The sequence below is a fragment of the Dyella sp. SG609 genome, from assembly GCF_012275375.1.
Classification (GTDB): Bacteria; Pseudomonadota; Gammaproteobacteria; order Xanthomonadales; family Rhodanobacteraceae; genus Dyella_D; species Dyella_D marensis.
The window spans coordinates 53,660-76,789 of sequence record NZ_JAAZQJ010000006.1 but is presented as its reverse complement, the minus strand read 5'-3'; the positions used below and the strand labels follow the sequence as shown (position 1 = coordinate 76,789).

15 protein-coding genes are annotated in these 23,130 nt (G+C 67.0%); 9 read left to right on the top strand and 6 right to left on the bottom strand.

The window, feature by feature from the left end; genetic code table 11:
- Positions 1-35 precede the first annotated feature (35 nt).
- From FHW85_RS13010 to prpB, 4 genes are all read right to left on the bottom strand, one after another.
- Positions 36-965 carry a hypothetical protein gene (locus tag FHW85_RS13010; protein WP_168648512.1) on the bottom strand — a complete coding sequence of 310 codons (930 nt, stop codon included), beginning with the start codon at positions 963-965 and terminating at the stop codon, positions 36-38.
- Positions 966-1,403: 438 nt separating this feature from the next.
- Entirely contained in the window at positions 1,404-2,360 is a 957-nt protein-coding gene (locus tag FHW85_RS13005; RefSeq protein WP_168648511.1) for a hypothetical protein, read from the bottom strand.
- Between the two features lie 367 nt (positions 2,361-2,727).
- Positions 2,728-3,873, bottom strand: coding sequence for a 2-methylcitrate synthase (prpC, locus tag FHW85_RS13000; RefSeq protein ID WP_168648510.1), 1,146 nt, complete (start codon positions 3,871-3,873; stop codon positions 2,728-2,730).
- Positions 3,874-3,943: 70 nt separating this feature from the next.
- On the bottom strand, positions 3,944-4,831 hold the full coding sequence (gene prpB, locus FHW85_RS12995) for a methylisocitrate lyase (protein WP_168648509.1): 888 nt from the start codon (positions 4,829-4,831) through the stop codon (positions 3,944-3,946).
- A 143-nt stretch (positions 4,832-4,974) separates the two neighbouring features.
- Between prpB and FHW85_RS12990 the strand changes: the two genes are divergently transcribed.
- From FHW85_RS12990 to ahpF, 3 genes are all read left to right on the top strand, one after another.
- Entirely contained in the window at positions 4,975-6,282 is a 1,308-nt protein-coding gene (locus tag FHW85_RS12990) for a dicarboxylate/amino acid:cation symporter (protein ID WP_167258463.1), read from the top strand.
- Positions 6,283-6,452: 170 nt separating this feature from the next.
- Positions 6,453-7,016: an alkyl hydroperoxide reductase subunit C gene (gene ahpC, locus FHW85_RS12985; protein WP_167258465.1), complete on the top strand. Its 564-nt coding sequence runs from the start codon at positions 6,453-6,455 to the stop codon at positions 7,014-7,016.
- Positions 7,017-7,178: 162 nt separating this feature from the next.
- A complete protein-coding gene (gene ahpF, locus FHW85_RS12980; protein ID WP_168648508.1) occupies positions 7,179-8,762 on the top strand; it encodes an alkyl hydroperoxide reductase subunit F in 1,584 nt (527 codons plus the stop codon).
- Positions 8,763-8,845: 83 nt separating this feature from the next.
- Here the strand turns inward: ahpF and prpE are convergent, their stop codons facing one another.
- Positions 8,846-10,738 (bottom strand): propionate--CoA ligase, encoded by a 1,893-nt coding sequence (gene prpE / locus FHW85_RS12975; protein WP_168648507.1) that lies wholly within the window; start codon positions 10,736-10,738, stop codon positions 8,846-8,848.
- Between the two features lie 498 nt (positions 10,739-11,236).
- Here prpE and FHW85_RS12970 point away from each other — a divergent pair, with 498 nt between their 5' ends.
- From FHW85_RS12970 to FHW85_RS12945, 6 genes are all read left to right on the top strand, one after another.
- A complete protein-coding gene (locus FHW85_RS12970) occupies positions 11,237-12,934 on the top strand; it encodes a collagen-like triple helix repeat-containing protein (RefSeq protein ID WP_168648506.1) in 1,698 nt (565 codons plus the stop codon).
- A gap of 108 nt (positions 12,935-13,042) precedes the next feature.
- Positions 13,043-14,722 (top strand): ShlB/FhaC/HecB family hemolysin secretion/activation protein, encoded by a 1,680-nt coding sequence (locus tag FHW85_RS12965; protein ID WP_168648505.1) that lies wholly within the window; start codon positions 13,043-13,045, stop codon positions 14,720-14,722.
- A gap of 264 nt (positions 14,723-14,986) precedes the next feature.
- Complete coding sequence (locus tag FHW85_RS12960; RefSeq protein ID WP_167258473.1) at positions 14,987-16,288, top strand: dicarboxylate/amino acid:cation symporter; 1,302 nt, start codon at positions 14,987-14,989, stop codon at positions 16,286-16,288.
- A 67-nt stretch (positions 16,289-16,355) separates the two neighbouring features.
- Positions 16,356-17,501, top strand: a complete 1,146-nt coding sequence (locus FHW85_RS12955) for a porin (protein WP_168648616.1) — start codon at positions 16,356-16,358, stop codon at positions 17,499-17,501.
- Positions 17,502-17,518: 17 nt separating this feature from the next.
- On the top strand, positions 17,519-18,826 hold the full coding sequence (locus tag FHW85_RS12950; RefSeq protein WP_167258475.1) for an MFS transporter: 1,308 nt from the start codon (positions 17,519-17,521) through the stop codon (positions 18,824-18,826).
- Between the two features lie 52 nt (positions 18,827-18,878).
- Positions 18,879-21,530, top strand: coding sequence for a PAS-domain containing protein (locus tag FHW85_RS12945; protein WP_168648504.1), 2,652 nt, complete (start codon positions 18,879-18,881; stop codon positions 21,528-21,530).
- A 915-nt stretch (positions 21,531-22,445) separates the two neighbouring features.
- On the opposite strand, the gene FHW85_RS12940 is transcribed toward FHW85_RS12945, so the two are convergent.
- Positions 22,446-23,078, bottom strand: a complete 633-nt coding sequence (locus FHW85_RS12940; RefSeq protein WP_343203641.1) for a response regulator transcription factor — start codon at positions 23,076-23,078, stop codon at positions 22,446-22,448.
- Positions 23,079-23,130: the final 52 nt, after the last annotated feature.

Below are 23,130 nucleotides of genomic sequence, written 5' to 3'. Positions count from 1 at the left end.
GTGGCGGGGCGTGGGCCCCGCCACGCGGTTGCACATCAATGGCCGACGTTGAGGTTGGCCTGCACGTTCACGCTCTGCTGCGTGAGCGCGGCCACGCCGCTGTTCTGCGCCATCACGGTCACGCCTGCCGCCGCTGCCGCGGCGCCTTCCATGTGGTTGGACATGTCGAAGGTGCCCGCCGTAGCCCACGACGCGCCGCCCGCCGCGCCCGCGCCGCCGGCGCCGCCGGCCGCACCGCCACCCGTGCCCACGCCGCCTTCGCCGCCCATGCCGCCCGCACCCGCGGTGGCATCGGCCGCGCCGCTCGCGCCGCCGGTGGCGGTGGCGCTGCCGCTGGTCGAAGTCGAGGTGCCGCCCGTCGCCGAGCCGCCGGCCCATGCGCCGCTGCCGCCGGTCGAGGTGCCGCCGGTGCTGTTGCGGCGCGCATCCGCGCTGGCGTTGCCGTAGTTGTCGCCGTCGCTGCCGCCGCCCCACGCGCCCGCGCCTGCCGCTGCGCCGCCGCTGGTGCCCGAGCTGTCGCCGACGCGGCCGCTGCGCGCATGCGCGTTGCCGCCGCTGCCGCCTGAGCCGCCGCCGCCGCCCGTGCCGTAGCCGCCATAGGCATCGCCGCCGGAACCGCCGCGTGCGCCATTGGCATTGCCCCAGTTCTGCGCGACGTTGCCGATGCCGCTGACCTGGATATCGGTCACCGTGCCGTCGAGCCGGCTGACCGCCACCGCCTTGCTGTTATTGAACGAGTTGGTGACCGCCGAAGTGGCCGTGCCGCCGTTGTTGGCGGACGCCGCGCCCACTGCCGATGCATTGGCATCGCCCATGTTGTTGCGGTCGTTGCCCTGGCTCGAATTGGTCCGGGTATGAGTGGAGCTGTTGTTGTGCGAGTTGGTCGAATTGTCGTCGTCTGCCATGGCGGGTAGCGTCAAGCCGATGCCAAGCAGAATTGCCGTGGCGATGAGTGTCTTGCGCATGGACTCTCTCCTGCGGAACAGTGGCCCCCTGGTACGCCGAGCTACGCGGCTTCCAGACGTGGCAACATGCATGCCACTGGCTTCCACCGTTTCGCATCGCGCGAAATCCTTGCGCGCAGTCAAGCACTTGCATGGCGCGAAACCGATCGCGCCGCTGAACGCCGGGAATGGCAGCGGGCCCGAGTGCATCAATCGTGTTACGCCGCGCAGACGCGCGCAGGCCCCAAAGGGCTGAAAACAAGGGCGGACGCAGCCCGCCACCACTCGGTGCAGGCCACGCTTCGCTACGCTGTAACAGCGGCGTTACGCCCTGTGCCTGCCGGTCAGCAACAAAGCATCTACGCGCCGCGAAGCGCGAAGGAAGCGGCGCTTTTCGCGCTGCCGGATAAAAACATCCGCGGGCGCCGCAACCGGCGCGCCCGCGGATGGCACGTCGGCTCAGTACACCAGCGTGGTGTTGGACGCCGTGGCGGTGATGCCGTAGTTGCACTGCGGGCTGGTCGAACCCACCGGGAAGTCCTTGGTCCACGGCGGATTGGCGATCTGCACCTGGTTCAGGTTATAGACCGCGATATTGGTGAAGGCGATCGAGCCGTTGCTCGGGTAATGACTGCAGCTGCTGACGCCATAGGCTTCCAGCACGCCGCCGAAGACCCAGTTCAGCGTGGCATACGGATTGGTGGTGAGCGTGGTGCTGGTGCCCTTGGTCACGTCCTTGGACACGATCTTCCAGGTCGAGCAGGTCACGCCGGGCGCGCAATTGGAAAAGGTGTCGCCGGTGATGCTGTCGCCCACCGACACGTTGATCGGCGAGCTGTGGTACGTGGTGCCGCTGACGCAGCAGTTCCAGCTGGCCATGGTCCACTTGTGGTCGTTGTAGCCGTTCCAGCCCAGCACCGGCTGCAGGATCGACTGCACGTTCGGCAGCTGCTCGAGTCCAGGGAAGAAATAGATCACCTGGCTGGCCGAGGTGGTCGGGTTGCTCGGCACCTTCCAGCTGGCCACGATGCGGCCGATCGCCACGCTGCTGGAATAATTGGTGTCGATCACCCAGCCGTTGATGGTCGGGTTGTGCGCGGCCGGGAAGCTCACCGCCCCGTTCGGCTCGATCCGCGTGCCGTTCAGCGCGAAGTGCGGCTGCGAGCACAGCGCGGGCTTGCGCAGCGAACCGTCGACGCGGCGGATATTGCCGTCCTTGTGCAGCTCCTCGCCTTCATGCACTTCCTGCACGCAGGCAGGATCGAAATAACCATTGGGTGTCACCACGAAATTGCTTGGCACGCCCTGCGGGCGCAGCTGCAGCTCCATCGCGCTCACCGAGGTGAGGGCCGCGTCGGGCTTCAACGCGGCCTGCTCGGCGGCTTGCGCGCCGACGGCGACGGCCAGCAAGGACAAGACGGCGATCAACGATGCGCCGAACCTGCTCCGGCGCGTTCTTCCGATGAATCTATTCATGGGTCGCACACTCCTGATGACGGTTGGGATAGCGCCCTCCTGGCGTGGTGCGCAACGTCTTCGCACGCGGCGTGCGGGTGCGAAGACAGGCCGCGCGTATGGCCGTCCAGATGGCCGGGGAAGTTGACACCGAATGCGGATTCCTTGCTGCGAAGCACGCGTACAACCGGTGTGAATGGAAGGCCGCCACTTCTTCACCGGCCGCAGACGATGCTGACGCAAACGCAAGAACATGCGAAATGCCATGCGGCGGAAACAAAAAAGGGAGCCCGCGGGCTCCCTTCTTTCCGTGCCGGACGGCTTGCGCTCAGCGCTTTTCGATCGGCACGTAAGCCTGGTCTTCCGGACCGGTGTAGTTCGCGCTCGGGCGGATGATCTTGCCGTCCTGGCGCTGCTCGATCACGTGCGCGCTCCAGCCGGAGGTGCGCGCGATAACGAACAGCGGCGTGAACATCGCGGTGGGCACGCCCATCATGTGGTACGCGCTGGCCGAGAACCAGTCGAGGTTGGGGAACATCTTCTTCAGTTCCCACATCAGCTTCTCGATGCGCTCGGACACCTCGAACAGGGTCGGGTTGCCGCCTTCGGTGCACAGCTTGCGCGAGACCTCCTTGATGATCTCGTTGCGCGGGTCGGACACGGTGTACACCGGATGGCCGAAGCCGATGATGATCTCCTTGCGCTCGACGCGGGCCCGGATGTCGGCTTCCGCCTCGGCCGCGTTGCGGTAGCGCGCGATGATCTCCATCGCCACTTCGTTGGCGCCGCCGTGCTTGGGACCGCGCAGCGCGCCGATCGCGCCGGTGATGGCGGAATACATGTCCGAACCGGTGCCGGCGATGACGCGCGCGGTAAAGGTGGACGCGTTGAACTCGTGCTCGGCGTACAGCACCAGCGACTTGTCCAGCGCGTGCGCGTGCAGCTCGCTAGGCTTCTTGTTGTGCAGCAGGTGCAGGAAGTGGCCGGCGATCGACTCGTCGTCGGTCTCGGTCTCGATGCGCTTGCCGTTGTGGCTGAAGTGGTACCAGTACAGCAGCATCGAGCCGAAGCTGGCCATCAGGCGGTCGGCGATGTCGCGCGCGCCGGTGAGGTTGTGGTCGTCCTTCTCCGGCAGCACGGTGCCCAGCACCGAGCAGCCGGTGCGCATCACGTCCATCGGATGGGTGGCGGCCGGCAGCAGTTCCAGCGCGCTCTTCACCGGCGCGGGCAGTCCGCGCAGGCGCTTGAGCTTGGCGCGGTAGGCGTTGAGTTCGGCCCAGTTCGGCAGCACGCCGTGCACCAGCAGATAGGCGACCTCCTCGAAGCAGCCCTTGGCGGCCAGGTCGTGGATGTCATAGCCGCGGTAATGCAGGTCGTTGCCGCTGCGGCCAACCGTGCACAGCGCGGTATTGCCCGCGGCCACGCCCGACAGGGCGACGGATTTCTTGGCCTTGGGGAGGACTTGCTCGCTCATCGATGGTTCTCCTGCACGCATGAATCTCTATGGACGAAGGCGGCGCGCGCCTCCGTGGGGAAAGCGGCGCTCAGCCCTTCTTGGCGAAGAGCTCGTCCAGGCGGCGCTCGAAATCGTGATAGCCGATGCGGTCGTACAGCTCCTCGCGCGTCTGCATGGTGTCGATCACGTTGCGCTGGTGGCCGTCGCGGCGGATCGCCTGGTAGACGTTCTCAGCGGCCCTGTTCATGGCGCGGAACGCGGACAGCGGATACAGCACGATGCCGACGCCGGCTTCGCGCAGTTCGTCGACGCTGAACAGCGGCGTCTTGCCGAACTCGGTGATATTGGCCAGCACCGGCACCTTCACCGCATCGGCGAAACGGCGGTAAGTCGGCAGGTCGTAGACGGCCTCGGCGAAGATGCCGTCGGCGCCGGCTTCGACGCAGGCGATGGCGCGCTCGATCGCCGCATCCACGCCTTCGGTCTGGATGGCGTCGGTGCGTGCGATCAGGAAGAAGTCCGCATCGGTCTTGGCGTCCGCCGCCGCCTTCACGCGGTCGGCCATCTCGCCGGAAGAAACGATTTCCTTGCCCGGGCGGTGGCCGCAGCGCTTGGCGCCGACCTGGTCCTCGATATGGCAGGCGGCCGCACCGAACTTGATCAGGCTCTTCACCGTGCGGGCGATATTGAACGCGCTGGGGCCGAAGCCGGTGTCGATGTCCACCAGCAGCGGCAGGTCGCACACGTCGGTGATGCGGCGCACGTCGGTGAGCACGTCGTCCAGCGTATTGATGCCCAAGTCCGGCAGGCCCAGCGAGCCGGCTGCGACACCGCCGCCGGAGAGATAGATCGAACGGTAGCCGGCGCGCCTGGCGAGCAGAGCGTGGTTGGCATTGATGGCACCGATGACCTGCAGCGGCTGCTCTTCGGCCAGTGCGGCGCGGAAGCGTGCGCCGGGGGATGCGTTGTGGGTCATGGAACCTCCGCGTAAAGCGGCGATTTTAGCGCGCGGAGCGGGTCCAACCCGTGCTGCGGCGCGTCAAAGATCGCACCAATCGCGTACCACAAGCGTCGATATGCGTATCGCCGGGCGCCGTATCGCTACCTACATTCGCTTGCATGAGTACACCCACCCGACTTGCCACACGCATTCTCCAGGGCCTGCTGATCGGCATTGCCGCCGCGGTGCTCACCCTCGCCATCGGCCGCTTTTATCCGGGTGCGCTGAAGGCCATGCAGGCCTTCGCCGCCACCGTGCTCGATCCGCTCGGCCAGGTGTTCCTGCGCCTGCTGTTCTTCGTAGTGATCCCGCTGGTATTCGCCTCGCTCGCTTCCGGCGTGGCGCAGCTGGGCCGGCTCGGCCGCCTCGGGCCGCTGGCCGGGCGCACCTTTGCGCTGTTCGCGGCCAACATGCTGATCGCGGTGGCGCTGGGCCTGCTGATGATGAACCTGCTGCAGCCGGGCCATCAGCTGGAACCGGGTTCGCGCGAGCGGCTGATGCAGGAATACGGCGGCAGCGCGCACCTGGCGGTGGAGCGCCAGCAGCAGCGGCCGGCGCTGACGCCGGCCGCGGTGGTGGACATGTTCATGCCGCGCAATCTGTTCGGCGCCTTCGTCGGTAACGATCGCGGCATGCTCGGCGACGTGCTGCCGCTGATCCTGTTCGCCATCCTGGTCGGTGCGGCGGCCACCCTGCTGGACGATGAAAAACGCCGCCGGCTGCAGGCGGGGCTGGATCTGGTGAGCGAGCTGATGACCGGCATCGTCGGCTTCGCGCTGCGGCTGGCGCCGGTGGCGGTGCCGGCGATGATCTACAGCGTGATCGTGAAGATCGGCACCGATGCGCTGCTCACCCTGGCCGTGTTCGCCGCCGGTTGCGCCTTCGCGCTGGCGCTGCATCTGTTCGGCACCATGTCGCTGTGGCTGCGCCTGCTGGCCGGGCGCTCGCCGCTGGCCTGGTTCCGGCAGGTGCGGCCGGTGCTGATCACCGCCTTCTCCACCAGTTCCAGCAGCGCCACCCTGCCCGCCTCGCTCGCACTGGCCCGCGATCAGCTCAAGCTCTCGCCCAGCACCGCCGGCTTCGTGCTGCCGCTGGGCGCCACCATGAACATGAGCGGCACCGCCCTGTTCGAAGGCTGCGTGGTGCTGTTCGTGGCCCAGGCCTTCGGCGTGGAACTGGCGCTGGGCCAGCAGTGCGTGCTGATGCTGCTGGCCGTGCTCAGCGCGGTGGCGGTGGCCGGCATCCCCGGCGGCTCCATGCCGTTGATCGCCGGCCTGCTTGCCACTTTCGGGGTGCCGCCGGACGGCATCGGCCTGGTGCTGGGGGTGGACCGCATCCTGGACATGCTGCGCACCACGGTGAACGTGGGCGGCGACCTGGTCGCCGCCACCGTGGTGGACGTCCAGGCCAGCCGCGCTGGCACCTGACCAGGCTCGCGTTCCTGTCACGATGGCGGGCGCAGACTCCAGGTCTTGCGCCGGGGCCGGCTATCGATAGTCGCCATCTATCACCACCATCCCGACAATCGATTAGATAAATCCCGTTGCCGGCGCTAATCTTTGCTGCTTCCAACCACCACAACACGGGAAAACAACCGATGTCGTTGATCAACACCGAAATCAAACCGTTCAAGGCGCAGGCTTACAAGGACGGCAAGTTCATCGAAGTGACGGACGCCAGCCTCAAGGGCAAGTGGTCGGTGGTGGTGTTCTATCCGGCGGACTTCACCTTCGTCTGCCCGACCGAGCTCGAGGACCTGGCCGACCATTACGCCGAATTCCAGAAGCTGGGCGTGGAGATCTACGGCGTGTCCACCGACACCCACTTCGCGCACAAGGCATGGCACGACACCTCCGACGCGATCAAGAAGGTGAAGTACACCCTGATCGGCGATCCGACCGGCACCATCACCCGCAACTTCGACGTGATGATCGAAGAGGAAGGCCTGGCGCTGCGCGGCACCTTCGTGATCAATCCGGAAGGCCAGATCAAGCTGTGCGAGATCCATGACAACGGCATCGGCCGCGACGCTTCCGAGCTGCTGCGCAAGGTGAAGGCCGCGCAGTACGTCGCCTCCCACCCGGGCGAGGTGTGCCCGGCCAAGTGGAAGGAAGGCGACAAGACCCTGAAGCCCTCGCTCGACCTGGTTGGCAAGATCTAAGCCACGCTTTTCCGCGATACGCGGCCCGCTGCATCGGGCCGCTCCGGACCCGGCGTCCTGCCGGGTCCGCTTTCCGAAGACGCAAGTTGCCCGCGACGCCTGGCTCTGGCCAGGTGCTCGCGGCGCTCACCCCGAATTCCCCGAAACAACGGAGCAACCACCATGTTGGACGCCGATCTGAAGACCCAATTGCAGGCCTACCTCGAAAAGGTCACGCACCCGATCGAGCTGGTGGCCTCCCTCGACGACAGCGCTGCCTCGCAGGAACTGGCCGGGCTGCTGGAAGACATCGCCTCGCTGTCCGACAAGGTCAGCCTGAGCCGCGCCGGCAAGGATGCGCGCAAGCCTTCGTTCGCGATCAGCCGCGTCGGCACCGACGTCGAAGTGCGCTTCGCCGGCATCCCGCTCGGCCACGAATTCACCTCCCTGGTGCTGGCCCTGCTGCAGGTCGGCGGCCATCCGTCCAAGGCCGCGCCGGAGCTGCTGGAGCAGGTGCGCAACCTCGAAGGCGAGTACCGCTTCGAGACCTTCATGTCGCTCTCCTGCCACAGCTGCCCGGACACCGTGCAGGCGCTGAACCTGATGAGCGTGGTCAACCCCAATATCAAGCACGTGGCCATCGACGGCGCGCTGTTCCAGGACGAGGTGAACGAGCGCCAGGTGATGGCCGTGCCCACCGTGTTCCTCAACGGCGAAACCTTCGACCAGGGCCGCATGACGATCGAGCAGATCGTCGCCCGCCTCGACACCGGCGCCGCCCAGCGCGACGCCAGGAAGATCGACGCCAAAAAGCCATTTGACGTGCTGGTGGTCGGCGGCGGCCCGGCCGGCGCCGCGGCGGCGATCTACGCCGCGCGCAAGGGCATCCGCACCGGCGTGGCAGCGGAGCGTTTCGGCGGCCAGGTGCTGGACACCATGGCGATCGAGAACTTCATCTCGGTCACCTATACCGAAGGCCCCAAGCTGGCCGCCTCGCTGGAGCAGCACGTGCACGAGTACGACGTGGACGTGATGAACATGCAGCGCGCCGAGAAGCTGGTCGCGCCGGCCGATCCGAACGGCCTGTTCGAAGTGAAGCTGGCCAACGGCGCCACGCTGAAGTCCAAGACGGTGATCCTTTCCACCGGCGCGCGCTGGCGCAACATGAACGTGCCGGGCGAGCAGGAATACCGCAACAAGGGCGTGACGTATTGCCCGCACTGCGACGGCCCGCTGTTCAAGGGCAAGCGCGTGGCGGTGATCGGCGGCGGCAACTCCGGCGTGGAAGCGGCGATCGACCTGGCCGGCATCGTCGGCCACGTCACCCTGCTGGAATTCGACGGCAAGCTGCGCGCCGACGAAGTCCTGCAGCGCAAGCTGCGCAGCCTGCCCAACGTAAGGATCATCGTGAACGCGCAGACCACCGAAGTGCTGGGCGACGGCCAGAAAGTCACCGGCCTGGCGTACACCGACCGCCAGAGCGGCGCCGGCGAGCGCGTGGAACTGGAAGGCGTGTTCGTGCAGATCGGACTGCTGCCGAATACCGAATGGCTGAAGGGCACGCTGAAGCTGTCCCCGCGCGGCGAGATCGAAGTGGATGCGCGCGGCGAGACCTCGATCCCCGGCGTGTTCGCCGCGGGCGACGTCACCACCGTGCCGTACAAGCAGATCGTGATCGCCATGGGCGAAGGCGCCAAGGCCTCGCTCAGCGCCTTCGATCATCTGATCCGCATGCCGGTGATCGAAGCGGAAGCTGTCGCGGCCTGATCGTTGCTTAGAACTCGCCCGCCCGCAGCCCCCGGTACGCCAACAGGCGGGGGTTTGTCGGGCGGGCGATTTTTTTATGCCCGTCAGCCCTGATCCGGCCCACGCTCCAGCGCACGCCGGATCTCTTCCAGCGCGCCCGGATCGTCCAGCGTCGACAGATCCCCCGGATCCCGCTGCTCCGCCAGCGCCTGCAGCGAGCGCCGCAGCAATTTCCCCGAGCGCGTCTTCGGCAGCGCATTCACCACGTACACGCGCGACGGCTTGGCGATGCCGCCGAGCTGGTCGACCACGCGCTGCTGCATGGCATGCGCCACCTGCCCCGCCTGCGCGCCCGCGTCCTGCTTGAGCGTGGCGAACACCACCGGCACCTGGCCTTTCAGTTCATCGCGCACGCCGATCACTGCCGCCTCGGCCACCGCCGGATGGGTGGCGACGGATTCCTCGATCTCGCGCGTACCCAGGCGATGGCCCGCCACATTGATCACGTCGTCGGTGCGGCCGAGGATGGTGGTGTAGCCGTCGGCATCGCGGATCGCCCAATCCAGCGAGCTGTACAGCAGCTCGTTGAAGTGAGCGAAGTAGCTGCTCAGGTAACGCTCGTCGTCGCCCCATACCGTGGTGAGGCAGCCCGGCGGCAGCGGTGGCTCGAACACCAGCACGCCCTTGCTGCCCGCCGCGGCTTCCGCGCCGCTGGCTTCGTCGATCACCTTCATGCGGTAGCCCGGCGCGGGCAGGCCCGGCGAACCGAACTTCACCGGCTTCAGATCCAGGCCCGGCATCAGGGTGATCGCGGGCCAGCCGGTTTCGGTCTGCCAGTAGTTGTCGATCACCGGCACGCCCAGGCCTTCGGTGATCCAGTGCGCGGTCGGCTCGTCCAGCGGCTCGCCGGCGAGGAACAGCCACTTGAGCGCGGACAGGTCGTACTTGCGCAGCCACTCCGGGTCCTGCTTTTTCAAGACGCGGATGCCGGTGGGCGAGGAGAACATGGTGCGCACCGCATAGCGCTCGCACAGATACCACCAGATGCCCGGGTCCGGCCGCGTCGGCAGTCCTTCGTACAACAATGAAGTGGCGCCGCCGATCAGCGGACCGTAGACGTTGTACGAATGCCCCACCGCCCAGCCCACGTCGGAGGTGGAGAACATCACCTGCCCCGGCGCGATATCGAAGATGCAACGCACCGACATCGCCATGGCCACCGCATAGCCGCCGACGTCGCGCTGGATGCCCTTGGGCTTGCCCGTGGTGCCCGAGGTGTAGAGCAGATAGCTCGGCTCGTTCGATTCCAGCCAGGCCACCGGCACCTCGGCCTGCTCGTACACCTTGCGCAGTTCGGCGTAGTCCAGATCGCGGCCAGCCACGCGGGTCATCTGGGGATCGAGTCCGCGGTCGACGATCAGCACGTGCGGCGGCGGCGACGACGCTTCTTCCAGCGCGGCATCCACCAGCGGCTTGTACGGAATCACCTTGCCGCCACGCATGCCGGCGTCGGCGGCGATCAGCAAGCGGGGCTGTGCATCGTCGATGCGCAATGCAAGGTTGTGCGCCGCAAAGCCGCCGAACACCACCGAGTGGATCGCACCCAGGCGCGCGCAGGCCAGCATCGCAAAGACCGCCTCGGCCATATTGGGCAGGTAGATCACCACGCGGTCGCCGCGCTGCACGCCCAATGCGGCCAGCACCGCGGCGAACACATTCACTTCGCGATGCAGCTGGCGATAGGTCAGCTCGCGGGTAATGCCGGTCTCGGTGGAAATCGCCACCAGCGCCAGCTGTTCGCCGCGCTCGGCCAGGTGCCGGTCCACCGCGTTGTAGCAGAGGTTGGTGGTGCCGCCGACGAACCAGCGGCGGAACGGCGGGCGCGAATAATCGAGCACCTGCTGCGGCGGGGTCTGCCAATGGATCAGTCGCGCCTGCTCGGCCCAGAAGATCTCGGGCTCTTCGATCGAGCGCCGGTAAAAAGCCTCGTAATCCATGTCCGCATCCGCCCGCCGGGTATGGACGGCAAGACTCGCCCAAGCCGCGCGGAGGGTTGCACTAGACCTTGGTCGTACCGAATGAAGGGATTAATGGACTTGGCGGGTATTAGGCCAAAAGGCTTATTAGAACGATGCAATAAGCATAGGCATTAAAATCCATAAAGCATGGAAAATGCCAAATACCCGTCCTTCACAAATGTGTTTCCGGCACTGAGAAACAAATCATGCGAATATCAAAAATAATCCGGAATTAACACGCTATTTTCACATTTCTTCACAGAGTATCGGCCTCGCCCAGCAACGCGCGTTGAGGTGCTCGGATGGGCATGGGGAAACGACGCGCACATGCCACTGGGACAGGGGAGTGGCTAATCCGGAAACGACACACGCGGCATTAATCATCTGCCTGGATCCAGGACGGAATCGGGCGGCGCGCGTGCCCCTTCGGAAGCCCTATTACCAGCGACTCGGTTGCGTTTCTCGGAGGAAATGGCGATGAGTAAGCGACATGTGAGCACCGTGTTGAAGCAGACCCTATTGATTACCTGCATGCTGGCCGCCGGCATTTCGCTGACGGCCTGCTCGGGTCACAGTTCCTATAAATCCGGAGGCGGCGGCGGCGTCGTGAATCCCGGCGGCGCCGGTGGCGGCGATGGCGGTGGTTCCGGCGGTGGCGGCGATGGTTCTGGCGGCGGCGGTGGCGGCACCGGCGGCGGTGGTGGTGGCACTGGCGGCGACGGTGGTGGCACCGGTGGCGGCGGTGGCGGCACCGGTGGCGGCGGTGGCGGCACCGGTGGCGGCGGTGGCGGCACCGGCGGCGGTGGTGGCGGCACCGGCGGCGGCGGTGGCGGCACCGGCGGTGGCGGTGGAGATGGCGGCGGCGGCGGCACCGGAGGCGGTGGCGGCGGTACCGGCACACCTGCACCCACGGGTGTCGTCGGCGCGGTGGCGACCGGCGGTGGCGGCATCGTCACGGCGGTAGGCAACACCGTCGTCGGCATCGGCCAGCAGATTCCCAACACCACCATCCTGGGCAATACGCCGGTGACGCAGGGCCTGGCGGGCGTGGTGACCAACACCGGCGAAGCCGTGGTCGACGTCGGCAACGGCCTGAAGAGCGGCCTCGGCCAGATCGGCAACACCAGCGATCCAGTCGGTACCACGGTGCTCGGCACGAGCAGCGCCGTCGGCGATCTTGGCCAGGCGGTGACCAGCCTCGGCGGCACCGTGAAGGCAGCCGGCGCGTTCCAAGGCTCGCCGATCACGCCGATCACTTCGCTGGTCGGCAACGTGGTGTCCACCGTCGGCACCGACGTCAGCAAGCTCGACACTGGCCTCAACGGCCAGCTCGCCAGCGGCCTGCCGAAGCAGTTGACGCAGACGCTGAGCAATACGCTGACGCCGATCGCCCTGGTCGGCCAGAACGGCAGCGCGACGGGCAATCCGACCAACCTCGTCGCCGCCGTGTCGACGGCGGGCGGCGGCGCGGCCACGGGCCTGGGCAACGGGCTCAGCGGCATCGGTGCTTCGCTCGGCACCTCCCTGCCGGGCGGCCTGAGCAATCCGACCACCGTCGCGCTGGGCAATACCGTCAGCGACGTCGGCGGCACAGTCAGCGCGCTCGGCGGCGGCCTCAGCAACGGCCTGGGCAAGGCGGGCAGCATCGCCAACCCGGTCGGCGTGACGCTGGCCAGCACCGGCGGCGTGGTCTCCGGCGTGGGTGCCACCACCAGCGGCGTGGCCGGCGTGGTAGGCAGCCTTGGCAGCGGCCAGCTGTCGGGCCTGAACCCGCTGACCAGCACGCTAGCTTCGGCGGTCAACCAGGTGGGCGGCGGCGTGACCAATCTGGGCGGCGCGGTGACCAATACGGTCAACGGTCCGCTGCAGCCGGTCACGCAGGGCCTGAGCAACGTGGTCAACACGGTCGCCAGCGCCACCACCGTGCCACTGGGCACCAACGCCACGGCCGGCACCGGCAGCCTGGGCGGACTGGGTAGCCTGGTGAATACGGTGACGGCGCCGATCACCGGAGCCGTATCCGGCGGCACGTCGGGCACCGGCAGCAACCCGGTCAGCGGCCTGGTCGGCTCGCTCACCAGCACGGTGGGCAGCGTGACCTCCGGCGTCGGCAGCACCGGCGGCAGCACCTCGAACAACAACGGGGGCCTGCTGGGCGGATTGCTGAAGAAGTAAGCGGCAACGGAGAGGCGGCCGCAGGGCCGCCTCTTCGCATGAGGCATCGCTTCGCTGCACACTGGCCGTGTGCAGTGAAGATCCAGCGACACGAAGGAGCGTCATCGCATGAGGAGATGGTTGGTGTTCGCCACCGCCGCCGCAGCCTCGACCACGGGCTGGGCGCAGAGTCGTCCTCCGGTTCCCAATCCCCTGCAGACCCTGCCGCGCGTGGAAGCGCCCACGCGGCAACCGAGCGTCACGCTCAACGTGGAGCAGCAGCGCAACGACCAGCTCGCCGCGCTGATGGCGCTCACCCTCGCGCCGACGCGCATCGACATCGACGGCGTGCACTCCGTGCCGTTCGACCAGGTGGCCGCGCTGTTCAAGCCGCTCACCGGCAAGACCGTGCGCATCGCCGACCTGGTCGCCGCGGCCAATGCCTGCACCAAGCTCTATCAGGATCGCGACTACGCGCTGTCGTTCTGCTTCATTCCCGCGCAGAACTTCCAGGACGGCGTGGTCAAGGTCAGCGTGGTGGAAGGCTATGTGGCCGAAGTGGACGTCGGCGGCGCCCCCGGCAACATGGAGCGGAAGATCCGCGCCATCGCCAGCCACATCACCGCCGACCGCCCCCTGCGCCGCAGCACCTTCGAGCGCTATATCCAGACGCTGGGCATGCTGCCCGGCGCCAAGATCGACGCCGACATCCCCGCGCCCACCACCACCGACGGCGCCACGCGCCTGAAGCTGAAGGTGAAGCGCCAGCGCTACGACATGAGCACCGGCATCGACACCAACCACCCCGGCGTGCAGGGCATCTTCGCCGGCACGCTCAACGGCATGACGCCCCTGGCCGAACAGCTCACCGGCTCGGTGCTCTACCCGCCCGGCCGCGGCAAGCAGCAGTTCTACAGCGCCGGCTATGCGCAGATGCTCGGCTCCAGCGGCCTGATGGGCCGGCTCAACGCCTCGAGCTACTACGGCAACCCGGACATCGACAACCAGCTGCCGTCGTATCTGCGCCATCGCCTTTCACAGAACCGCCTCGACTTCAGCCTCAGCTACCCGCTGCTGCTGAGCAATACGCGCAGCCTGATGCTGGGCGCCGGCCTGTACGGTTCCAACCAGAACGACAAGTACCGCAACCTGATCAACGGCGCGCAACTGGAACTGAAGAACGACGTGCGCGTGCTGCACAGCGAACTGGACTTCACCCAGACCGGCGAAAAACGCACGCGCAAGCTCGGCATCGGCATCGCCCAGGGCTTCGACATGCTCGGCGCCGGCAGCCGTGGCCTTACCAATATCCCCGGCGCGCTGGTGGCCAATCCCACCGACGTGCGCTTCACCCGCTACAACCTCAACGCAATGCAGAGCGATACCTGGCCGGCTCACCTGGTGACAGTGGCCAGCGTGGTGGGCCAGTACAGCCACTATCGCCTGCCGTCGACCGAGCAGATCAGCTTCGGCGGACCGCGCTTCGCGCTGGGCTACGACCCGGGCTCGGTATCGGGCGACAGCGGCTGGGGCGCCTCGCTGGAACTCAACCGGCCGTTCAAGGTGAACGCCAAATGGGTGAAGGTGCTCACTCCGTACGTGCTGGGCCAGATGGCGCGCGTGTATCTCAATGGCGCGCGCCCGGCCGCCGACAAGCTGCAGACAGCCGCGCTGGGCCTGCGCCTGACCGACGGCAAGCACTACACGGTGGACGTCTCCGCCGCGCAGCCGGTGGGCGACAAGACGCAGGACAACCTGGCGCGGCATACGCGGTATGACCTGACGTTCTCGTATCAATTGTTCCCGTAACGCATGCCGATGCACGCTTCTCCCCTCCGGGGAGAAGATGCCGGCAGGCAGATGAGGGGTGGGTGCTCGCGGTGGCGCTGGTACGAAGAGAAGAAAAGCTTTTGAGCTTTCTCGGCCTTCCGCTCACCGCTCCGCCCGCCCCCTCACCCCAACCCTCTCCCCGGAGGGGAGAGGGGGCAAAGAGCCGAGCCTAGTAGGTATGTGTTATTTGCCCCCCGCCCCCCGCCTGACAAGCTCCCGGACACCCTCCACCGGGATGCCGTCATGCCTGCGTTTTTCCGCCGCTTCTACTTCTGGGTGCTGGCCGCGATCGTCGCGGGCGGGCTGATCGGCCATTACGCGCCGGAGACCGGCGTGGCGATGAAACCGCTCGGCGACGGCTTTATCTCGCTGGTGAAGATGCTGATCGGGCCGATCATCTTCCTCACCGTGGTGCTGGGCATCGCCGGCGTCTCCGACGTGAAGAAAGTCGGCCGCGTCGGCGCCAAGGCCATCCTGTATTTCGAAGTGGTGTCGAGCTTCGCGCTGGTGATCGGCCTGGTGGTGGTCAATACGCTCAAGCCCGGCGCCGGCTTCAACGCCACGCCCGCTTCGCTCGATGCCGCCGCGGTGGCCAAGTACGCCAATGCCGCGCACGAGCAAGGCACCGTCGCCTTCCTGCTGCACCTGATCCCCAAGACCTTCACCGACGCCTTCAGCGGCGACGGCGACCTGCTGCAGGTGCTGCTGCTCGCGCTGCTGTTCGGCTTCGCCATGATCCACCTGGGCGAACGCGCCAAGCCGGTGATGAACCTGCTGGAAGCGCTGTCGAAGGTGTTCTTCCGCATCATGGGCATGATCATGCGCCTGGCGCCGCTGGGTGCGATGGGCGCCATGGCCTTCACCATCGGCAAGTACGGCGTGCACAGCCTGGGGCCGCTGCTGAAGCTGATGGGCAGCTTCTACCTGGCCTGCATCCTGTTCGTGGTGGTGGTGCTGGGCGCCATCGCGCGCGCCACCGGCTTCAGCATCTTCAAATTCCTGCGCTATATCCGCGACGAGCTGCTGCTGGTACTGGGCACCTCCTCGTCGGAGTCGGCGCTGGTGCCGCTGATGCAGAAGCTCGAGCGCCTGGGCTGTTCCAAGTCGGTGGTCGGCCTGGTGGTGCCGAGCGGTTATTCGTTCAACCTGGACGGCACCAATATCTACCTGACCATGGCCGCGATCTTCGTGGCGCAGGCGCTGGGCGTGGAACTCACGCTGACGCAGGAGCTGACCCTGCTCGCGGTTGCCATGCTCACCTCCAAGGGCGCCTCCGGCGTCACCGGCGCGGGCTTCATCACGCTGGCCGCCACCCTGGCCGTGGTGCCATCGGTGCCGGTCGCGGGCCTCTCGCTGATCCTCGGCATCGACCGCTTCATGAGCGAAGCGCGCGCGATCACCAACATCATCGGCAACGGCGTGGCCACCGTGGTGGTCTCGCACTGGGAGAAGGAACTCGACCACGCCAGCCTGCAGGCCGCGCTCGACGGCCGCCCGCCCTCGCCCGCCGCGGACGAGGCTCCCCTGCTTACCGATGCCGGCTGAGCCGGCCCTACCCGCCATCCACGAGGCTGCGATGAACACCTTCCCGATCAAGTCCCTGAGTGCCGTCATGCTGTGCGCGCTGGGCCTGGTGCCGGCGGCGCGGGCGGCTGACATCAACAACTGGCCGATCAAGTACACCACCGGCGACGGCACCGAGTGGGCGCTGTACGGCAACTACCAGTACGACTGGATGGACGTGCGCCACAGCGACACCATCGAGGACTCGCACACCAACCGCCGCAAGGAACTCGGCTTCACCGCCAAGAAAAAGGGCGAGTGGGACGCGCTGGTCTATTTCGATTTCCAGTCCAAGCAATGGCTGGACGTGTACTGGCGCATGGAAACCAAATGGCTGTTCGGCCAGGACTACGGCAAGTTGCGCTTCGGCTACAGCAAGCTGCCGGTGGGCTTCGAAGGCGTCACCAGCGCGCGCAATGACAGCTTCGTGGAGATCGCGCTGCCGCTGCAGGCCTTCTACGAGACACGCCGCACCGGCGTCGACTGGGCCTATGAGCGCCCCACTTACCTGGTCAATGTCGGCTACTACTTCGGCGAAGACCTGCAAGGCGACAACGACGGCACCACCGTCGCCGCGCGCGCCGCGTGGACGCCGCTCAAGCAGGAAGGCGACGTGGTGCATCTCGGCCTGTCCGCATCGATCGAAAATCCCGACGGCACCACCGACGGGCGCGGCGTCTATCACTCGCCCTCGGCACGCTGGCGTTCGCGCCCCGAAGTAGGCCTCACCACCGTGCGCCTGATCGACTCCGGCTCGCTCACCCACGTCGACAGCAATCGCCGCCTCGGCTTCGAAGGCCTGTGGATCCACGGCCCGCTGTCGTTCCAGGGCGAATACCTGCAGGCGCAGACCAAGCGCACCGACGGCCTGGCCGACTACACGGCGGACGGCTACTACGTGTTCGGCAGCTACGTGCTCACCGGCGAGTCGCGCCCCTACACCGCCGGCAACGTCGCCAACATCAAGCCGCGCGGCCCCTGGGGCGCGGTGGAACTGCTGCTGCGCTACAGCGCGCTGGACCTGGACGACGGCAAGGTGCGCGGCGGCCGCGAACACGACCTCACCTTCGGCGCCAACTGGTATCTGACCCAGCATTTCAAGTTCCAGGCGAACTACGTCAAGGCGCACTCCACCCACCTGGGCAAACGCCAGGATCCGGACGTGCTCGAGCTGCGCGCCCAGGTGTATTTCTGAGCAACGGGAGCCGCAGCATGAGCAGCACCACCGCCGGACTGATCGCACGCGCGCCCGCCATGACGGCCGGGAAGCGCCTGCGTTCGATCTTCAGCGGCTCGATCGGCAACCTGGTCGAGTGGTACGACTGGTATGTGTATTCGGCCTTCTCGCTGTACTTCGCCCAGGTGTTCTTTCCGGCCAGCGACCAGACCACGCAGCTGCTCAATACGTCCGGCATCTTCGCCGTCGGTTTCCTGATGCGTCCGCTCGGCGGCTGGCTGCTCGGCACGTTCGCCGACCGTCGCGGGCGCAAGGCGGCGCTGCTGCTGTCGGTGTTCATGATGAGCCTGGGCTCGCTGATCATCGGCCTGTCGCCCGGCTATGCGCAGATCGGCGTGGCCGCGCCGATCCTGCTGGTGCTGGCGCGCCTGCTGCAGGGCTTGTCGATCGGCGGCGAATACGGCACCTCGGCCACCTACCTGAGCGAAATGGCGCCGCGCGAAAGCCGCGGTTTCTGGTCGAGCATCCAGTATGTGACCCTGGTGGCGGGACAGCTGATCGCGCTGGCGCTGCTGGTGGTGCTGCAGCAATTCGTGCTGTCCACCCAGCAACTGCACGACTGGGGCTGGCGCATTCCCTTCCTGATCGGCGCGCTGCTGGCGGTGATCGCCGTGATCATCCGCCGCAACATGGACGAGACGTCCTCGTTCAAGCGGGCGAAGCACGCGGAAAGCCCGCTGCGCACCCTGATGCGCCATCCGCGCGAAGTGCTGACGGTGATCGGCCTGACCATGGGCGGCACGCTGGCCTTCTATACCTACACCACCTACATGCAGAAATTCCTGGTGAACTCGGCCGGGATGAGCAAGGCCGACGCCACCTCGATCTCCACCGCGGCGCTGTTCGTCTACGCGCTGCTGCAGCCGGCCTTCGGCGCGCTGTCGGACCGCATCGGCCGGCGCCCGCTGCTGATCGGCTTCGGCGTGCTGGGCGCGCTGCTCACCTACCCCATCCTGTCCACGCTCAAGGAAGCGCACGACTGGTGGCAGGCGTTCGGCCTGATCATGGCCGCGCTGATCATCGTCAGCGGCTATACCTCGATCAACGCGGTGGTGAAGGCGGAACTGTTTCCCACCGAGATCCGCGCCATCGGCGTGGGCCTGCCTTATGCGCTGGCGCTGTCGGTGTTCGGCGGCACCGCGGAATACGTGGCGCTGTGGTTCAAGAAGATCGGCCACGAGGATTATTTCTACTGGTACGTCACCGCCTGCATCGCCTGTTCCCTGCTGGTATACATAGGCATGCGCGACACCCGGCGGCATTCGCGCATTGTCGAGGACTGACCCTCAGCGCAGCCAGGAAGGCCGCCGCGACCAAGGCGCTCCTTTACCTTCCATGGCCATCCGTTTCCGCCACGGCAAGACCCTCGCCATCGCCGCGCTGCTGGCCGCCGGCATGGCGCTGTCCGCCCTGCTCACCTATCGCATCGCGCTGCGCCAGAGCCTGGGCCGCATGGCCGAGGACAGCGCGCAGCAGCTGCAGCTGCAATCGCTGGCCCTGCAGCGCCTGATCGACCGCTACCGCGTACTGCCCGGCACCCTGGCGCTGGACCCGGAACTGCGCGCCGCCCTGCTGGCGCCGCCCGACGCCACCATGCAGCACTACCTCAACCTGAAGCTGGAACACGCCAACGGCGTGACGCATGCGTCCACGCTCACCCTGCTCGATCGCGACGGCTTGGCGCTGGCTGCCAACAACTGGCGCGAGCCCAGCAGCAATGTCGGCCACCGCTACGATTTCCGGCCGTATTTCCAGGGTGCGGTAGCCCACGGCGTCGGCACCTTCTATGCGGTGGGCATCTCGACCCACGTGCCCGGCTACTTCATCGCCGAAGCGGTGAAAGGCAACCGCGGCGAAGTGATCGGCGTGATCTCGGTGAAGGTGCCGCTGGGCGAGCTGGAACGCGAATGGCTGCACGGCGAAGGCACCTTGCTGCTGAGCGACAAGGCCGGCGTGGTGTTCCTCACCAACCAGCGCGAATGGGAATTCCGCGAACTGGCCGCGCTCAAGCCCGATGAAGCCGCGCGCATGGAAGCGACCCGCCAATACGAAAACCAGCCGCTGCGTCCGGCCGTCTATCGCGTGCTGGACGAACTGGGCGACGGCAGCCGCCTGGTACGCATCGTCGAGCCGGAAGATCGCGGCACGCGGCTGTGGACCTCGCTGAACCTGCCGCTGGAAGGCTGGACCCTGCACCTGCTGCGCAGCGCCGCCGGCAGCCTCGCCACCGCGCGCCTGGCCGCTGCGGTGGCCGCGGGCGCCTGGGCGCCGCTGATCCTGCTGGGCCTGTTCCTGCAGCAGCGCCGCCGTCTGATCCAGCACCGCCTGCAGAGCCGCGCCGAACTGGAACGCCTGGTCACCCACTACACCGGCGAGCTGCGCTCGGCGCAGGACAGCGTGGTGCATGCGGCGGAAGCCGCGGCCAGCCGCAACGCCAGCCTGGAACACCTGCCGCAGGGCGTGAGCGTGGTGGACAAGGATCTGCGCCTGGTGGCGTGGAACACCCGCTACCAGGAAATCTTCAAGTTCCCGCCCGGCCTGCTGCGCGCCGGCATGCCGATCGAAGAGGTACTGCGCCACAACGCGCGGCTGGGCCGGCTCGGGCCGGGTTCGGTGGAAGAAGCGATCCAGCGCCGCCTGGATCACATGCGCAGCGGCTCGGCGCACATGTTCGAGCGCGAACGCCCGGACGGCAGCGTGCTGGAAATCCGCGGCAATCCCCTGCCCGGCGGCGGCTTCGTCACCAGCTTCGCCGACATCACCGCGTACAAGGCGGCGGCGCGCGACCTGCGCAACCTCGCCACCACGCTGGAGCAGCGCATCGAGGAGCGCACGCACGACCTCGAGGCGGCCAAGGCCGAAGCCGAGCGCGCCAACCGCAGCAAGACGCGCTTCGTGGCCGCGGCCGTGCACGATCTGCTGCAGCCGCTGAATGCGGCGCGCATGTACGTGGGCGTGCTGCGCGGCCGCCTGCCCGGCGGCGACGATCGCGGCCTGGCCGACCGCGTGGAGAGCGCGCTGGAAGCGCAGGACCAGCTGCTGGCGAGCCTGCTCGATATCGCGCGCCTGGAAGCCGGTGCGCTGACCGCGAAGCCGGTGGACGTACCGCTGGAGCCACTGCTTACGGGCCTGGCGCGCCAGTTCGGCATCCTGGCGCAGTCGCGCGGCCTGGTGCTGCACTACGTGCCCTGCCATGCCACGGTGCACAGCGATCCGCTGCTGCTGCGGCGCGTGCTGCAGAACTTCCTGTCGAACGCGATCCATTACACGCCGCGCGGTCGCGTGCTGCTCGGTTGCCGCCGCGCGCATGACGGCTTGCGCATCGAGGTGTGGGATACCGGCGTGGGTATTCCCGAGGCGAAGCGGCAGGCGATCTTCGAGGAGTTCCGCCGGCTCGATACCGGTATCGATCGCGATGGGCGCAGCGCGGGATTGGGTTTGTCGATCGTGGATCGCATTGCGCGATTGCTCGATCACCGCATCGGGTTGCGCTCGTGGCCGGAGCGCGGCAGCGTGTTTTCGGTGACGGTGCCGTTTGGCGATCCGGCGGGGGTGGCGGCGGCTCCTGCCGCGATGGCGGTCGCTGGCGATGAGGATTCGCCGCTGCGCGGTTGCCGGGTGTGGTGCGTGGATGACGCGCCACGCGTGCGCGAGGCTACCGGCGCGCTGTTGCGGCACTGGGGGTGCGAGGCGACGCTGATCGATAGCGCGGAGGGCGCGGTGGCGCTGGCGCGTGCTGGCGGGGCGCCGGATTTGCTGTTGCTCGACTATCAGCTGGGTGACGATGTCACTGGGTTGGATTTGCTGCCGCGGCTGGTTGAGTGCTGGGGGGCGCGGCCGCCGACTATTGTGCTTTCCGCGCAGAAGGATGCTCAGACGCGCATGCGCGTGCAGGAGGCGGGCTTACGGTTCCTGCCTAAGCCGGCGGCGCCGGCGGCGCTGCGGGCGTTGATGTCGCAAGTGTTGCTTGCTGGTGGCGCGTTTTAGCTTGTCATCTCGGCGTGGGCCGGGATCCAGTAGCGACTAGGTGGGGTTGTCGCGACTTGGCCGCTTATGCAGCGGGCATTCCGTGCGCCTGCCGGCGCCCGGGTCACTTTCTCTTTGCTGGCCCAAAGAGAAAGTAACCAAAGAGAGAATGGCCTGAGAGCCAAGGCTCGCGACGCGACTAGAAGGAGCAGTGGGCGGCTGCGGTAACCTGATTAACCTGGGTCTACACGAAACGGCAGTGCGTTTACGTAACGCGTACTTCAACGTGCCGCTGCCGAGAGGACGTTCAAGAACTGAGGCCCGCTTGAGGGGTGCGTTCTACCTCAGCTTCTCAGGTTGAACCCCTTCTCCCCCGGGAGAAGGTGGCGGCAGCCGGATGAGGGTTCGGGCGGAGCGCGGCGTTACACCCCGCGACGCCGGCGTAGGTTGGGGTGAGCGTAGCGAACCCCAACGTGGCAAGGCGCGTGAAGGTGCGGGTGTTGGGGTTCGCCTGCGGCTCACCCCAACCTACGCCGGCAAGATTTGGCCTTGCGCTCCGCCCGGCCCCTCACCCTGCCCTCTCCCCGGAGGGGAGAGGGGTGATGGCGTGAGGTAGGCAGGAACGAAGACCCAAAGCTGGCCTCGTTCCTTGAACATCCTCTCGGCAACGGCACGTTGAAGAAGCCGTTACGAAAACGCACTGTCGTTTCGTGTAGACCCAGGTTAATCAAGTTACCGCAGCCGCCCACCGCTCCTTCTAGTCGCGTCGCGAGCAGTGGCTCTTAGGCCATTCTCTCTTTGGTTACTTTCTCTTTGGGCCAGCAAAGAGAAAGTGACTCGGGCGCCGGCAGGCGTCCGAAATGCCCGCTGCATAAGCGGCCAAATCGCGATAACGCGACAAAGAACCTAGATCCCGGCCCACACCGGGATGACGAGCTACGGCGACTCGTCGAGGTCCAACGACTTCGCCAAAACAGCAGCCTGCGTCCGCGACCGACAATCCAATTTCTTCAACACCGCAGTCACGTGAATCTTCACCGTGTTCTCAGCCAACCCAAGCTGATCCGCAATCTGCTTGTTAAGCAGGCCCTCGGCCAACAACATCAACACCCGCAACTGTTGCGGCGTCAACTGCGCCAACCGCGCCGCCAGCGCCGCATCGTCCTCGCTGCGCTCCGCCTTTCCGGCGGGAAACCAGCTCCCGCCCGCCAGCACCTCATGCACCGCGCTGCCCAGCGCCCCGACCGGCGCGGACTTCGACACGAAGCCGGCCGCGCCGAACTGCTGCGCCCGCCGCACCGTCCGCGGATGGTCGTTGGACGAAATCACGATCACCGGCACTTCGGGCCGCTCGCCGCGCAACAGCACCAGTGAGGAAAAGCCCATCGCACCGGGCATCGCCAGATCCAGCAGCACCAGGTCGATCACCGGCTCCTCGGCCAGCGCCGCCTCGACGGCGCTCTGGCTCGCCACCTCCAGCATCCGGCCGTCGGGCAGCGCCTCGCGCAGCGCGTGCAGCACCGCGGCGCGGAACATCGGGTGATCGTCGGCGACAAGAATGGTTTGCACGGTGGGCCCCGTCGGATCGGCCGCGCCCGGCCGGGCGCAACCGGGAAGTGTT